Source organism: Pseudomonas sp. B21-040 (genome assembly GCF_024748695.1).
GTDB lineage: Bacteria > Pseudomonadota > Gammaproteobacteria > Pseudomonadales > Pseudomonadaceae > Aquipseudomonas.
The window spans coordinates 931,916-946,341 of sequence record NZ_CP087176.1; the positions used below are offsets into that span (position 1 = coordinate 931,916).

Annotated in this window: 13 protein-coding genes; 6 read left to right on the top strand and 7 right to left on the bottom strand. The window is 60.2% G+C overall.

Features of this window, described 5'->3' with window-relative positions:
* Positions 1–58 precede the first annotated feature (58 nt).
* Complete coding sequence (locus LOY55_RS04105; protein WP_175648959.1) at positions 59–808, top strand: FadR/GntR family transcriptional regulator; 750 nt, start codon at positions 59–61, stop codon at positions 806–808.
* Positions 809–964: 156 nt separating this feature from the next.
* On the opposite strand, the gene LOY55_RS04110 is transcribed toward LOY55_RS04105, so the two are convergent.
* The gene (locus LOY55_RS04110) at positions 965–1,156 is read right to left on the bottom strand and encodes a hypothetical protein (protein ID WP_109787852.1); all 192 of its coding nucleotides are present in this window, start codon (positions 1,154–1,156) and stop codon (positions 965–967) included.
* Between the two features lie 14 nt (positions 1,157–1,170).
* Entirely contained in the window at positions 1,171–2,475 is a 1,305-nt protein-coding gene (locus LOY55_RS04115) for a phospholipase (RefSeq protein WP_258667731.1), read from the bottom strand.
* Positions 2,476–2,714: 239 nt separating this feature from the next.
* On the opposite strand from LOY55_RS04115, the gene kdgD reads away from it, so the two are divergent.
* The 5 genes from kdgD (at position 2,715) to LOY55_RS04140 (ending at position 9,373) form a co-directional block, all read left to right on the top strand.
* Complete coding sequence (gene kdgD, locus LOY55_RS04120) at positions 2,715–3,626, top strand: 5-dehydro-4-deoxyglucarate dehydratase (RefSeq protein WP_046026848.1); 912 nt, start codon at positions 2,715–2,717, stop codon at positions 3,624–3,626.
* Between the two features lie 61 nt (positions 3,627–3,687).
* On the top strand, positions 3,688–5,133 hold the full coding sequence (locus LOY55_RS04125) for an aldehyde dehydrogenase family protein (protein ID WP_046026847.1): 1,446 nt from the start codon (positions 3,688–3,690) through the stop codon (positions 5,131–5,133).
* Between the two features lie 172 nt (positions 5,134–5,305).
* The gene (locus tag LOY55_RS04130) at positions 5,306–6,685 is read left to right on the top strand and encodes an MFS transporter (RefSeq protein ID WP_109787855.1); all 1,380 of its coding nucleotides are present in this window, start codon (positions 5,306–5,308) and stop codon (positions 6,683–6,685) included.
* A gap of 11 nt (positions 6,686–6,696) precedes the next feature.
* Complete coding sequence (gene garD / locus LOY55_RS04135; protein WP_109787856.1) at positions 6,697–8,250, top strand: galactarate dehydratase; 1,554 nt, start codon at positions 6,697–6,699, stop codon at positions 8,248–8,250.
* 181 nt (positions 8,251–8,431) lie between these two features.
* Positions 8,432–9,373, top strand: coding sequence for an AEC family transporter (locus tag LOY55_RS04140; protein WP_223523712.1), 942 nt, complete (start codon positions 8,432–8,434; stop codon positions 9,371–9,373).
* 130 nt (positions 9,374–9,503) lie between these two features.
* Here the strand turns inward: LOY55_RS04140 and LOY55_RS04145 are convergent, their stop codons facing one another.
* From LOY55_RS04145 to gatA, 5 genes are all read right to left on the bottom strand, one after another.
* The gene (locus tag LOY55_RS04145) at positions 9,504–9,884 is read right to left on the bottom strand and encodes a carboxymuconolactone decarboxylase family protein (RefSeq protein ID WP_046026843.1); all 381 of its coding nucleotides are present in this window, start codon (positions 9,882–9,884) and stop codon (positions 9,504–9,506) included.
* Positions 9,881–10,942 (bottom strand): calcium/sodium antiporter, encoded by a 1,062-nt coding sequence (locus LOY55_RS04150; RefSeq protein ID WP_077430877.1) that lies wholly within the window; start codon positions 10,940–10,942, stop codon positions 9,881–9,883. The genes LOY55_RS04145 and LOY55_RS04150 overlap by 4 nt, the downstream gene beginning before the upstream one ends.
* A 50-nt stretch (positions 10,943–10,992) precedes the next feature.
* The gene (locus LOY55_RS04155) at positions 10,993–11,367 is read right to left on the bottom strand and encodes a septal ring lytic transglycosylase RlpA family protein (protein WP_223523714.1); all 375 of its coding nucleotides are present in this window, start codon (positions 11,365–11,367) and stop codon (positions 10,993–10,995) included.
* Between the two features lie 146 nt (positions 11,368–11,513).
* Positions 11,514–12,959: an Asp-tRNA(Asn)/Glu-tRNA(Gln) amidotransferase subunit GatB gene (gene gatB / locus LOY55_RS04160; RefSeq protein WP_258667733.1), complete on the bottom strand. Its 1,446-nt coding sequence runs from the start codon at positions 12,957–12,959 to the stop codon at positions 11,514–11,516.
* Between the two features lie 10 nt (positions 12,960–12,969).
* Positions 12,970–14,421 carry an Asp-tRNA(Asn)/Glu-tRNA(Gln) amidotransferase subunit GatA gene (gene gatA, locus LOY55_RS04165; RefSeq protein ID WP_223523717.1) on the bottom strand — a complete coding sequence of 484 codons (1,452 nt, stop codon included), beginning with the start codon at positions 14,419–14,421 and terminating at the stop codon, positions 12,970–12,972.
* Positions 14,422–14,426 lie beyond the last annotated feature (5 nt).

Genomic DNA, 14,426 nt, shown 5'->3' on the forward strand with positions numbered 1-14,426 from the left:
TACAACCGCGTTGAGCTATGATGCGGATTCAGCCGAATTTTCGAGACAGATGTTCACCATGGAAAACCCGATTGACGCACCCCGCCTCCCTCGCAAGCGCCGCAGCCTCGCACAGGAATTGGTGACGGTGCTGTCCGAGCAGATCCGCGACGGTCTCCTCAAGCGCGGCGACAAATTGCCCACCGAGTCGGCGATCATGGACGCCCATGGCGTCAGCCGCACCGTGGTGCGCGAAGCGATTTCCCGCTTGCAGGCAGCCGGGCAGGTGGAAACCCGCCATGGCATCGGCACCTTCGTGCTCGATACGCCAAGCCCGAGCGGCTTCCGTATTGACCCGGCGACGGTGGTGACCCTGCGTGACGTGTTGGCGATTCTGGAATTGCGCATCAGCCTCGAAGTCGAATCCGCCGGCCTCGCCGCGCAACGCCGCAGCCCTGAGCAGTTGGGTCTGATGAGAGCCGCACTGGACGCCCTGAACGAAAGCGCTTCCCACGCCAGCGATGCGGTCGCCTCGGACTTCCAGTTCCACCTGCAAATTGCCCTGGCAACCGGAAACCGCTACTTCACCGACATCATGACTCACCTGGGCACCAGCATCATTCCGCGCACGCGGCTGAACTCGGCGCGCCTGGCCCATGACGACCAGCAGCACTACATGAATCGCCTGAGTCGTGAGCACGAAGAGATTTACGACGCCATCGCTCGCCAGGATTCCGATGCGGCGCGAGCGGCGATGCGTTTGCACTTGACCAATAGCCGTGAGCGGCTGCGTCATGCGCATGAAGAGGCTGAGGCGCAGCGGGGTTAATTTTCTGGTTCGGAGTTTTCTGCTGTCTGCTGGAATGCCATCGCGAGCAAGCTCGGCTCCCACAGTGTCTTGTGTGCGTTCACACGGTTGTGATCGACACAAAACCTGTGGGAGTCGAGCTTGCTCGCGATTGGGCCAGTAGCCCTGATGAAAAAATCAGCCAGTACGCAGGATTGACCGATCCACCCTCACCGCCAATCCAGCCACCCCAGGCTTGGCATCAAACACCACGTCCCCACGCCCATTCACCACCGCCCGCGCAATCACCACGCCCTTGGACAATAACTCCAGCGGCGCACCGTTCATTGATTGGCCCGAAGCCAGTTCCAGTTTCAATTTGATCGTCATCATGGATCTCCTTATCAGGCAACGTTGCCGGTGGGTGTGTAGTCCTTGAGCAGCAAGTAGGTGCTCCAGCCCCACCAGTCGTCGACGGTGGCGGTGTCGTTCAGGTTGTTGACGTCCTTGCGTCGCAGCACTTTGCTGCCCTCGACCCTGAACAGCGGCGAGAAATTGCCCGCCGGGTTCAGCACGGCTTGCAGGTCCGGCAGCTTTTTCAAGGCGCTGAAGTTGCTCGGCGATGGAGCGACTCCGCTGAGGTACGTCGCGAAGATCTCATCCGCAGACAGTTGAACCGCTTGATTGACCTGCACGCGGTTGGCGCTGTCGATCGCGTCAAAGTAGCGTTTGTCGCCATAGGCCCGCCATTGGTCGCCATTGCCGTTGCGCACATTGAGGCCGAATTTGCTGTCTTCATCGTGCATGAAACGGGTGATCAACGAGCCCAGGTCGCTGGGTGTGACCACCGCTGCCAATTGCTTGCGCGGCACACGCAGGTGGCCGGCGGAGAACAGGTCGGTCAGGTAATGATCAGCAAAGGCATTCATCGCGTAGGCGATTTCCAGCTGTTTTTCGTCGCCACTGCTTTTCGCCAGAACCGCTTGCTGCACCGCCGCCGTATGCCCGGCGATGTAGGCCGCCAGCGCCCGTTCGGCAAAATGGTCGGTGTTGTTGGCGGCCAATTTCAGATAGCGCCCCAACGGGAACAGGGCCGAGACAAAACTGCCGCCGCCGGTGATCTTGTTCCACTCTTCCGACAACGTATCTCCCAAGGCGTCATAAACCTCGTGAGGTTGTTTGCCTTCCCGGATCGCCTGATTAACGGCGGCGATTTCCTTCTGCATCACGGCGAGGATCTGCTTGGCCTCGGCATTGGCGGCCGGCAGCATAGCGAGTGAATTGAAGGCATTGGCAAAGCGCTGGATACGCTCCGCAGGCGTGGCGCCTTCGCTGACGGGCTGATCGGGAATGCCATAGAAATCACCCCCCAACGCAACCACTTGGCCATAGGTCAGCGCCAGGCCATTGGGCAGGTGCAATTCAACTTGGGCCGCTGGAATGGCCGGGGCATCCTTGACGAAACGCAGCAGCGTGGTGTCGCCGATGGCGGTGTGTTCACCCCCCTCGAAACGTAGCTGTGGCTTGCCTTTCAGAGCACTCGCGGAGGTTGAGGCAGGCGGTTGAGGAGCCGCGATGTGTTGCTCGGCAAGGTGCAGCACTACGTGTTCGTTGTCGCTGACGGTAATGCCGCGTTCAGTAAAAAGATCATCCAGATTGGCAATGACCTGTTTCGGTGTTTCCTGAGGTTTTGTGTGTAGAGCTGACATTTCTATCTCCTTGATATGTCGTAGGCAGATTTCAAAATAACTGTATGTGTATACAGTTAAATCGATCTTAGCCGAGAAATTTCCTACGTCAAGGAAGGAGCCTCTCCTACATAAAAATGCAGCCGGCGATGAAATGCAGTTGACGGTTATTATTTAAGTTGTACGATGACCTACAACTCGGCGAAAGCTGAACGGTTTCTCACACACACACATACGTTGCTACCCAGGGTGTTCGAATAATGAATCCACAAGAACTGAAGTCCATCCTCTCTTCCGGTCTGCTGTCTTTCCCGGTTACCGATTTCAATGCTCAGGGCGATTTCCATCGCGCGGGCTACATCAAGCGTCTCGAATGGCTGGCCCCATACGGCGCCACGGCGTTGTTCGCCGCAGGCGGTACCGGTGAGTTCTTCTCTCTGGCGGCCAGCGAATATTCGGAAATCATCAAGACGGCCGTCGATACCTGCGAAACCAGCGTGCCGATCCTGGCCGGTGTTGGCGGTTCGACCCGTCAAGCCATCGAATACGCACAGGAAGCCGAGCGTCTGGGCGCCAAAGGCTTGTTGCTGCTGCCGCACTACCTGACCGAAGCCAGCCAGGACGGCGTTGCCGCCCACGTTGAGGCCGTGTGCAAATCGGTAAAAATCGGCGTGGTGGTTTACAACCGTAACGTCTGCCGCCTGACCGCGCCGCTGCTGGAACGTCTGGCCGAGCGCTGCCCGAACCTGATCGGCTACAAGGATGGCCTGGGCGATATCGAGCTGATGGTGTCGATCCGTCGCCGTCTCGGTGACCGTTTCAGCTACCTGGGCGGCTTGCCGACCGCTGAAGTCTACGCCGCTGCCTACAAGGCGTTGGGCGTGCCGGTTTACTCCTCGGCGGTGTTCAACTTCATCCCGAAAACCGCGATGGACTTCTACCACGCGATCGCTCGTGAAGATCACGCCACCGTCGGCAAGATCATCGACGACTTCTTCCTGCCATACCTGGACATCCGTAACCGCAAGGCCGGTTATGCCGTGAGCATCGTCAAGGCCGGGGCAAAAATTGCCGGCTATGACGCAGGTCCTGTGCGTGCACCGCTGACCGATCTGACCCGCGAAGAGTACGAAATGCTCGCCGCACTGATCGACAAGCAGGGCGCGCAGTAACACTTTCGATTAAGCAAGGCCGCTGACTCGTCAGCGGCCTTTTGCGTGAGGAGAACATCTCGTGGCAGATGCAAAGCGTTTTGATAACTACATCAATGGTGAGTGGGTTGCGGGCAGTGAATACTGCGCCAACATCAACCCGTCTGAACTGACCGACACCATTGGCAATTACGCCAAAGCCGATCTGGCTCAGGTTCACGCCGCGATCGACGCCGCTCGCGCTGCGTTCCCGGCCTGGTCCGTTTCGGGCATCCAGGCACGTCACGATTCGCTGGATAAAGTAGGTACTGAAATCCTCGCCCGTCGTGAAGAACTCGGCAACTTGCTGGCTCGGGAGGAGGGCAAGACCCTGCCTGAAGCCATTGGTGAAGTGACCCGCGCCGGTAATATTTTCAAGTTTTTCGCCGGTGAATGCCTGCGTCTGTCCGGCGACTACCTGCCGTCGGTACGCCCGGGTGTGAACGTTGAAGTGACCCGCGAAGCGCTCGGCGTGGTTGGCCTGATCACGCCGTGGAACTTCCCGATCGCTATCCCGGCATGGAAAATCGCCCCGGCCCTGGCCTACGGCAACTGCGTGGTGCTCAAGCCGGCTGATCTGGTGCCGGGTTGCGCCTGGGCCCTGGCCGAAATCATCTCCCGCGCAGGCTTCCCGGCCGGTGTGTTCAACCTGGTGATGGGCAGTGGTCGTGTGGTTGGCGATGCGATGGTGCAGAGCCCGAAAGTCGACGGCATCAGCTTCACCGGTTCCGTCGGTGTCGGTCGTCAGATCGCGATCAGCTGTGTGTCGCGTCAGGCCAAGGTTCAGCTGGAAATGGGTGGCAAGAACCCGCAGATCATTCTCGACGACGCCGACCTCAAGCAAGCGGTCGAGCTGTCGGTGCAGAGCGCGTTCTACTCCACCGGCCAGCGTTGCACTGCTTCGAGCCGTTTCATCGTCACCGCCGGCATCCACGACAAGTTCGTCGAAGCCGTGGCCGAACGCATGAAGTCGATCAAGGTCGGCCACGCGTTGAAAGCCGGCACCGACATTGGCCCGGTCGTTTCGCAAGCGCAGCTTGAACAGGACATGAAGTACATCGACATCGGCCAGTCCGAAGGTGCGCGTCTGGTCAGCGGCGGTGGTCTGGTGACCTGCGACACCGAAGGCTACTTCCTCGCGCCAACCCTGTTTGCCGACAGCGAAGCCGCGATGCGCATCAGCCGCGAAGAGATCTTCGGCCCGGTGGCCAACGTGGTTCGCGTCGCGGATTACGAAGCGGCACTGGCCATGGCCAACGACACCGAGTTCGGTCTGTCGGCGGGCATCGCCACCACGTCGTTGAAGTACGCCAACCACTTCAAGCGCCACTCCCAGGCCGGGATGGTGATGGTCAACCTGCCGACCGCTGGCGTGGATTACCACGTTCCATTCGGTGGGCGTAAAGGTTCATCCTATGGATCTCGCGAGCAAGGTCGCTACGCGCAAGAGTTCTACACGGTCGTGAAGACTAGCTACATCGGCTCCTGACACATCGCGGTATCCCCGGATACCGCACTCCCTGTAGGAGCTGTCGAGTGAAACGAGGCTGCGATCTTTGCTTTTAAAGATCAAAAGATCGCAGCCTCGTTTCACTCGACAGCTCCTACAGGGATAAACAGTTTCACCCGCGCATAAAAATAATCAGTGGGAGTACATCTACATGCAAGCGACCAAGCCGACTCACGTCCGCTATTTGATTTTGCTCATGCTTTTTCTGGTGACCACGATCAACTATGCCGACCGGGCCACTATCGCCATCGCGGGCTCCAGCCTGCAAAAAGACCTCGGCATCGACGCGGTCACTCTCGGCTACATCTTCTCTGCATTCGGTTGGGCCTACGTGGCCGGGCAAATTCCCGGTGGCTGGCTGCTGGACCGTTTCGGCTCGAAAAAAGTGTATGCACTGAGCATCTTCACCTGGTCGCTGTTCACCGTGCTCCAGGGTTATGTCGGTGAGTTCGGCATGTCCACGGCGGTGGTTGCACTGTTCATGCTGCGCTTCCTGGTGGGCCTGGCCGAAGCGCCATCCTTCCCGGGTAACGCACGCATTGTCGCGGCCTGGTTCCCGACCGCTGAACGCGGCACGGCTTCGGCGATCTTCAACTCGGCGCAGTACTTTGCCACCGTGTTGTTTGCTCCGCTGATGGGCTGGATCGTCTTCACGTTTGGCTGGCAGCACGTGTTTGTGGTGATGGGCAGCATCGGCATCGTGTTCTCGCTGATCTGGCTGAAAGTCATCCACAGCCCGCGCCAGCACCCGATGATCAATGACGCAGAGTTCAAGCACATTGCTGACAATGGCGGCATGGTCGACATGGACCAGGACAAAACCAAAGGCCAGGAAGCCGGCAAGCGCGTTGAAGGCCCGAAATGGGATTACGTGCGTCAGTTGCTGACCAACCGCATGATGCTCGGCGTGTACTTGAGCCAGTACTGCATCAACGCCATCACCTACTTCTTCCTGACCTGGTTCCCGGTGTACCTGGTGCAAGAGCGCGGCATGACCATCCTCAAGGCCGGGTTCATTGCTTCGTTGCCAGCGATCTGCGGTTTCATCGGTGGTGTGCTGGGCGGGGTGATTTCCGACTATCTGCTGCGCAAGGGCCATTCGCTGACCTTCGCCCGCAAGGCACCGATCATCGCGGGTTTGCTGGTTTCCAGCAGCATCGTGGCCTGCAACTACGTCGACATCGAATGGATGGTCGTGGGTTTCATGGCCCTGGCGTTCTTCGGTAAAGGCGTTGGCGCATTGGGCTGGGCAGTGGTCTCCGACACCTCGCCGAAACAGATCGCCGGTTTGAGTGGCGGCCTGTTCAACATGTTCGGCAACATCGCGTCGATCACCACCCCAATCGTGATCGGCTACATCATCAGCTCCACCGGCTCGTTCAAATGGGCGTTGGTGTTTGTCGGTTGCAACGCACTGGTTGCGGTGTTCAGCTACCTGGTGATCGTGGGTCCGATCAAGCGTGTGGTGCTAAAAGAGCCGCCAGTCAGCGGTCCTGAAACAAATAACAAATTGTCACAAGCGCATTCCTGAGGAGCGGCGTCATGCAGTTGATTGAACATTCCGACTCGCCGCGCTACATCCGCCTGCACGAGCGGGACAACGTAGTGATCGTGGTCAATGACCAGGGCGTGCCAGCCGGCACCGAGTTTTCCGATGGCCTGGTGACCGTGGACTTCGTGCCACAAAGCCACAAAGTCACTCTGGAAGACATTCCCGAAGGCGGCCAGGTAATTCGTTACGGCCAGACCATTGGCTACGCGTTGCAGCCGATTCCGCGCGGCAGCTGGGTCAAGGAAGATCAACTGCGCATGCCCACCGCGCCACCGCTGGACAGCTTGCCGCTGTCCACCGAAGTGCCGGCGGCGCAGGCCCCGCTCGACGGCTATACGTTCGAGGGGTATCGCAACGCCGACGGCACCGTCGGCACGCGCAACATTCTTGGTATCACCACGACTGTTCAGTGCGTCACGGGCGTGCTGGACCATGCGGTCAAGCGCATCAAGGACGAGTTGCTGCCCAAGTACCCGAACGTCGACGACGTGGTGGCGCTGACCCACAGTTATGGCTGTGGGGTGGCGATTACGGCGGCGGACGCGTACATCCCGATCCGCACCGTGCGCAACCTGGCGCGCAACCCGAACCTGGGTGGCGAAGCCTTGGTGATCAGCCTGGGCTGCGAGAAATTGCAGGCCGGACAGGTCATGCACGACAACGACAGTTCCGTGGATTTGAGTGAGCCGTGGCTGTACCGCTTGCAGGACTCGAGTCACGGTTTTACCGAGATGATCGAGCAGATCATGGCGCTGGCCGAAACCCGTTTGAAAAAGCTCGATCAGCGTCGCCGGGAAACCGTGCCGGCGTCCGAGCTGATTCTGGGCATGCAGTGCGGTGGCAGCGATGCGTTTTCCGGCATCACCGCCAACCCGGCCTTGGGGTATGCCTCGGACCTGTTGCTGCGCGCCGGTGCGACGGTGATGTTTTCCGAAGTCACTGAAGTGCGCGATGCGATTTACTTGCTGACCTCCCGTGCCGAAACCGAGGAAGTTGCCCAGGAACTGGTGCGGGAAATGGATTGGTACGACCGCTACCTGGCCAAGGGCGAAGCGGATCGTAGTGCCAACACCACACCGGGTAACAAAAAGGGCGGGCTGTCGAACATTGTCGAGAAGTCTCTGGGCTCGATCGTCAAGTCCGGCAGCAGTGCGATCAACGGGGTGCTTGGCCCTGGCGAGCGCTTCAAGCGCAAAGGGCTGATCTTCTGCGCGACCCCGGCCAGTGACTTTGTCTGCGGGACATTGCAGTTGGCGGCGGGGATGAACTTGCATGTGTTCACCACTGGGCGTGGCACGCCGTATGGCTTGGCGATGGCGCCGGTGGTGAAGGTCTCGACCCGCACGGAACTGGCGCAACGCTGGCCGGACCTGATCGACATCGATGCCGGGCGGATTGCCACCGGGCGGGCATCGATCGAAGAGCTTGGCTGGGAGTTGTTCCACTACTACCTGGACGTGGCCAGCGGCAAAAAACAGACGTGGGCCGAGCAGCACAAGCTGCATAACGACATCACGTTGTTTAACCCGGCGCCGATTACGTAAGACCGAGTCGCCTGCATCGCGGGCAAGCCTTGCTCCTACGGTTTTATGTCGTTCACGCCATTGCGTACGACGCCGACCTGTAGGAGCACGGCTTGCCCGCGATAGCGGTCTACCAGACGCCGATGCTCTGGGTGGCTTATCATTAGCCCCCTAACGACGCTCACCCAAGGTTATCCCCGGCATGCTGGCAATCTTCCTCGAAACCCTGAACATCACCGCGCCGGTGTTTGCCATGCTGTTTTTGGGGGTGTTGCTCAAGCGCATCAACTGGATCAACGACAACTTCATCCACACCGCGTCGGCCCTGGTGTTCAACGTCACCATGCCGGCGTTGTTGTTTCTGGGCATCCTGCATGCCGACCTGAACGCCGCGTTGCAACCGGCGCTGCTGATCTACTTTTCGATTGCGACCCTGGCAAGTTTCGCCATTGCCTGGGGCTGGGCGATCTGGAAGTGCCCGCGTGAAGACCGGGGGATTTACACCCAGGGCGCCTTTCGCGGCAACAACGGGGTAATCGGCCTGGCACTGGCGGCGAGCATGTACGGCGCTTATGGGATTTCCCTCGGGGCGATTCTCGCGGCGCTGGTGATCCTGTTTTACAACACGCTCTCGACCATTGTGCTGGCAGTCTACAGCCCGGTGATCAAGTCCGATCCGTGGAGCATCTGCAAAAGCGTCATGGTCAATCCGCTGATCATGAGTGTGTTTGCGGCGGCGCCGTTTGCCTATTTCAAGATCGCCTTGCCGGGTTGGCTCGAGACATCCGGGCAGTACCTGGCGCAGACCACGTTGCCACTGGCGTTGATCTGCATTGGCGGCACGTTGTCGCTGGCTGCGTTGCGCAAGAGCGGCAACATGGCGCTCAGTTCCAGCCTGGTGAAGATGATCGGCCTGCCGGTGCTGGCGACCCTTGGGGCCTGGCTCTGGGGCTTTCGTGGGGCGGAATTGGGGATTCTGTTTCTGTACTTCGGCAGCCCGACCGCGGCCGCCAGTTTTGTCATGGCTCGCCAGGCCGAGGGCAATCATGAACTGGCGGCGGCGATTATTGTGATTACCACGTTGATGGCGGCAATCACGACCAATATCGGGATCTTCTTATTGCAGTGGGGCGAGTGGATTTAGCCCAGGGATTTGTAGTGTTTTATAGGGCCTCATCGCGGGCAAGCCCGCTCCCACAGGGGAATGCATTCCAAACTGTGGGAGCGGGCTTGCCCGCGATGGCGGTAGTCCTGCCGCCGCAAATACCGAAGATTTACTCCGGCTTCTGATAGCTCTCAATCACTTCCTGCGCCGCCCGAAACGCATCAATCGCCGCGGGCGCGCCGGCGTACACCGCGCAATGCAGCAACGTTTCACGAATCTCTTCCACGGTGCAGCCGTTGTTCAGGGCGCCGCGCACGTGGCCTTTCAATTCTTGCGGGCACTTCAGTGCAGTCAGGGCGGCAAGGGTGATCAGGCTGCGGGTTTTCAGCGGCAGGCCTTCGCGATTCCACACACCGCCCCAGGCGTGTTCATTGACGAAATCCTGCAGCGGCTGCGTGAACTCGGTGGCATTGCCCAGTGCGCGGTCGACGAAGGCGTCGCCCATCACTTGGCGGCGGACTTCAACGCCAGATTTTTTATTATCGGTCATGACACATCCCTCTTGTGGTGTTGGCGATGCCAGGCGCGCAGTGACGAGAACAGCAGAAACGCCACGAGCGCCGGCAGAACGAAAAACAGCATCAGGTGTTCAAGCTTGCCGGCCAGTGGCATGCCGGTGGTGAATGACACCACGTGCAACCCATAAGCCAGGTACAAAGCCAGGCACAACAAACCTTCGGCCCGGGTTACCCGATAGCCGGTGTAGAACAACGGCAGACAGAACACCGCAACGCCGAGCATCACCGGCAAGTCGAAATCCAGGGCATTGGGTGACACCGACAACGGCGACGGCGCGAACAGCGCCGTCACGCCAAGCACGCCCAGCAGGTTGAACAAGTTGCTGCCGATCACGTTGCCCACGGCAATGTCCCGCTGACCGCGCAGGGCGGCGATCAATGAGGTGGCCAACTCCGGCAGGGATGTGCTGATGGCGACGATGGTCAGGCCGATGATTCGTTCCGACAGGCCAAGGTCGGTCGCCACGACAACCGCCGCCCCCAGCAGCAAGTGTCCGGCGTAGATCAACATCGCCAGCCCGGCGACGATCATCAACAGGCTGCTGATCCAGGGCGCGGTGTGACTGTGCGGGTCGCTCGATGGTGGACGGGCCGAGTGCCGGGACTGGCGTAGCAACAGGCCCAGATACAGGGCCAATGCTGCCAGCAGTATCACGCCATCGGTTCGGGTCAGTTCTTCATTCCACGCCAGGACAAACACCAGCAGGCTGGCGCCGATCATCAACGGAATATCCAGGCGCACCAGTTGCCGCGAGACACGCAGCGGAATGATCAGTGCCGAAAGCCCGAGGGTGACGAGGATGTTGAAGATGCTGCTGCCGATCACGCTGCCGACGGCGATGTCGGCATTGTCCGCCAGGGTGGCTTGCAGGCTGATCGCCATCTGCGGCGCACTGCTGCCAAGGGCGACGATGGTCAGGCCGATAATCAGCGGCCGCACGTGCAACCGCGCCGCCAGGCGCACGGCGGCACGCACCATCAGTTCGGCGCCTGCGATCAGTAAAAGCAGGCCACTGAGCAGTTCAATCACACTGATCAGGGGTATATCGGCAAGTCCGAAAATGATGGGTGCTCCGTCTGTCAGTCGTCGAGGGCTTGCACGCGAACCTTGGCGGTGCCGCTCTTGACCATGCCCAAGCGCTCCGCGGCTGCATGGGACAGGTCGATCAGACGTCCACGGGTATGTGGCCCGCGGTCGTTAATGCGGACCACGCAGGACTTGTCGTTGTTCAGATTGGTGACTTTCACCCGCGTGCCAAAGGGTAGCTGGCGATGGGCGGCGGTCATGGAATTCTTGTCGAAACGCTCGCCACTGGCGGTGCGTTTACCTTGGTGTTTGGCGCCGTAAAAGGACGCCGTGCCGGTCTTGTCGTAGCCGTGTGGATCGACGATATCGTTGCTGGCGCAACCGGCCAGCAGAGCGAGCAGGGCGCAGGCGCCGAGCAGATGTTTCATTTGAAAGCTCCCGAGTGATCGTTCCCACGCTCACGCGTGGGAACGCTTCCCGTGACGCTCCGCGTCACATTGCGATGGACGCGGAGCGTCCGGGGCGGCATTCCCACGCAGAGCGTGGGAACGATCCTCGGGCGCAAGACCACGATTTAGCCTTCGAGCTTGCTTTTGAGCAATTCGTTGACCTGTTGCGGGTTGGCCTTGCCTTTGGAGGCTTTCATGGCCTGGCCGACGAAGAAGCCGAACATCTTGCCGCGTTTGGCTTCGTCTGCCGCGCGGTACTGTTCGACCTGTTCGGCATTGGCGGCGAGCATTTCGTCCAGCACCGCCGAGATCGCGCCAGTGTCGGTCACTTGCTTGAGGCCGCGCTTGTCGATGATCTCGTCCGCGCTGCCTTCGCCGTTCGCCATGGCTTCAAACACCACCTTGGCGATCTTGCCGGAGATGGTGTTGTCCTTGATGCGCAGCAGCATGCCACCCAGTTGCTCGGCCGAAACCGGCGAGTCTTCGATGTCCAGGCCTTGCTTGTTGAGCAGGCTGCCCAACTCGACCATCACCCAGTTGGCCGCCAGTTTGGCGTCGCCGCCGATGCTCGCGACTTTCTCGAAGTAATCGGCTTGCTCGCGGCTGGTGGCCAGCACGCTGGCGTCGTAGACCGACAGACCGAATTGCTCCTGGAAGCGCTCGCGTTTTTGCGGTGGCAATTCAGGCAGGGTCGCGCGCACGTCGTCGAGGAACGAGTCTTCGATGACCACTGGCAGCAAGTCTGGATCGGGGAAGTAACGGTAGTCGTTGGCTTCCTCTTTGCTGCGCATCGGACGGGTTTCGTCCTTGTTCGGATCGTACAGGCGGGTCTGCTGGATCACTTTGCCGCCGTCTTCGATCAGCTCGATCTGGCGCTGCACTTCGCTGATGATCGCCTTCTCGATGAAACGGAACGAGTTGACGTTCTTGATCTCGCAGCGGGTGCCGAATTCAACCTGGCCCTTTGGACGGATCGACACGTTGCAGTCGCAGCGCAGCGAGCCTTCGGCCATGTTGCCGTCGCAGATGCCGAGGTAACGCACCAGTGCGTGGACCGTCTTGACGTAAGCCACGGCTTCCTTGGCGCTGCGCATGTCCGGCTCGGAGACGATTTCCAGCAGCGGCGTGCCGGCACGGTTCAGGTCGATGCCGGTGGCGCCGTTGAACTCTTCGTGCAGGCTTTTACCGGCGTCTTCTTCCAGGTGCGCACGGGTAACGCCGACACGTTTGATCGTGCCGTCTTCCATGGCGATGTCCAGGTGGCCCTTGCCGACGATCGGCAATTCCATCTGGCTGATCTGGTAGCCCTTGGGCAGGTCCGGGTAGAAGTAGTTCTTACGGGCGAACACGTTGTGCTGGCCGATCTCGGCGTCAATCGCCAGACCGAACATTACCGCCATCCGCACCGCTTCCTGGTTCAGCACCGGCAGTACGCCGGGCATGCCCAGGTCTACCAGGCTGGCCTGGGTGTTCGGCTCGGAACCGAACGTGGTCGAACTACCGGAAAAGATTTTCGACCGGGTGGTGAGCTGGGTATGAATCTCCAGCCCGATCACGACTTCCCATTGCATGTGTGTCTCCTCAGAAGCCGGTTGGGGTGCGGGTGTGCCAGTCAGTGTTCAACTGATACTGGTGGGCAACGTTCAACAGGCGACCTTCCTGGAAATATGGCGCGAGCAGTTGCACGCCCACCGGCAGGCCATCGACGAAACCGGCTGGCATGGACAGGCCCGGCAGGCCGGCGAGGTTGGCGGTGATGGTGTAGACGTCTTCCAGGTAAGCAGCGACCGGGTCGCTGTTCTTGGCGCCAAGCTTCCAGGCCGGGTTCGGCGTGGTTGGGCCGAGGATGATGTCGACCTCATTAAAGGCTGCCATGAAGTCGTTCTTGATCAAGCGACGAATCTTCTGGGCCTTCAGGTAGTAGGCGTCGTAGTAACCGGCCGACAGCGCGTAGGCACCGACCATGATCCGGCGCTGTACTTCCGGGCCGAAGCCTTCGCCACGGGAGCGCTTGTACAGGTCGATCAAGTCTTTCGGGTCTGCGCAGCGGTGGCCGAAACGCACGCCGTCGAAACGCGACAGGTTGGACGAGGCTTCCGCCGGGGCGATCACGTAGTACGCAGGAATCGCATGCTGCATGTTCGGCAGGCTGATTTCCTTGATCACGGCGCCGAGTTTTTCCAGCTCCTTGACGCTGTTGTGGATCAGCTCGGCGATGCGCGGGTCGAGACCGGCGCTGAAATACTCTTTCGGCACGCCGATGCGCAGGCCTTGCAGCGAGCCGTTGAGGCTGGAGCGGTAATCCGGCACGGGTTCGTCAATGCTGGTGGAGTCATTCGGATCGAAGCCGGCCATACCTTGCAACAAAATCGCGCAGTCTTCGGCGGTGCGCGCCATCGGGCCGCCCTGATCGAGGCTGGACGCGTAGGCAATCATGCCCCAGCGCGAAACACGACCGTACGTCGGTTTCAGGCCGGTGAGGTTGGTCAGGGCCGCGGGCTGACGGATCGAGCCGCCGGTATCGGTGCCCGTGGCCGCAGGCAGCAGGCGCGCGGCAACCGCAGCCGCCGAACCGCCGGATGAACCACCCGGAACGTGTTCCAGGTTCCACGGGTTTTTCACCGCGCCGTAGTAGCTCGACTCGTTGGCCGAACCCATGGCGAATTCGTCCATGTTGGTCTTGCCCAGGGTCACGGTCCCGGCAGCGGCCAGTTTGGAGACTACGGTGGCATCGTACGGTGCTTTAAAGTTGTCGAGCATTTTCGAACCGCAGCTGGTGCGGATGCCCTGGGTGCAGAACAGGTCTTTGTGCGCAATCGGCGCGCCGAGCAGGGCGCCGCTCTCACCATTGGCCCGGCGTGCGTCAGCGGCTTTCGCCTGCTGGAGCGCCAGGTCTTCGGTGAGGCTGATGAAACTGTTGAGCTGAGGATCGAGCAGGGCGATACGCGCCAGCAGGGTTTTGGTCAGCTCTTCGGAAGAAAACTTTTTATCGGCGAGTCCGCGAGCGATCTCGGCCAGAGTCAATTGATGCATTGCAG

Coding starts and splice junctions, on each gene's coding strand:
- LOY55_RS04105 (WP_175648959.1), top strand. CDS start 59: ATGGAAAACCCGATTGACGCACCCCGCCTCCCTCGCAAGCGCCGCAGC.
- LOY55_RS04110 (WP_109787852.1), bottom strand. CDS start 1,156: ATGACGATCAAATTGAAACTGGAACTGGCTTCGGGCCAATCAATGAAC.
- LOY55_RS04115 (WP_258667731.1), bottom strand. CDS start 2,475: ATGTCAGCTCTACACACAAAACCTCAGGAAACACCGAAACAGGTCATT.
- kdgD (WP_046026848.1), top strand. CDS start 2,715: ATGAATCCACAAGAACTGAAGTCCATCCTCTCTTCCGGTCTGCTGTCT.
- LOY55_RS04130 (WP_109787855.1), top strand. CDS start 5,306: ATGCAAGCGACCAAGCCGACTCACGTCCGCTATTTGATTTTGCTCATG.
- garD (WP_109787856.1), top strand. CDS start 6,697: ATGCAGTTGATTGAACATTCCGACTCGCCGCGCTACATCCGCCTGCAC.
- LOY55_RS04140 (WP_223523712.1), top strand. CDS start 8,432: ATGCTGGCAATCTTCCTCGAAACCCTGAACATCACCGCGCCGGTGTTT.
- LOY55_RS04145 (WP_046026843.1), bottom strand. CDS start 9,884: ATGACCGATAATAAAAAATCTGGCGTTGAAGTCCGCCGCCAAGTGATG.
- LOY55_RS04155 (WP_223523714.1), bottom strand. CDS start 11,367: ATGAAACATCTGCTCGGCGCCTGCGCCCTGCTCGCTCTGCTGGCCGGT.
- gatB (WP_258667733.1), bottom strand. CDS start 12,959: ATGCAATGGGAAGTCGTGATCGGGCTGGAGATTCATACCCAGCTCACC.
- gatA (WP_223523717.1), bottom strand. CDS start 14,421: ATGCATCAATTGACTCTGGCCGAGATCGCTCGCGGACTCGCCGATAAA.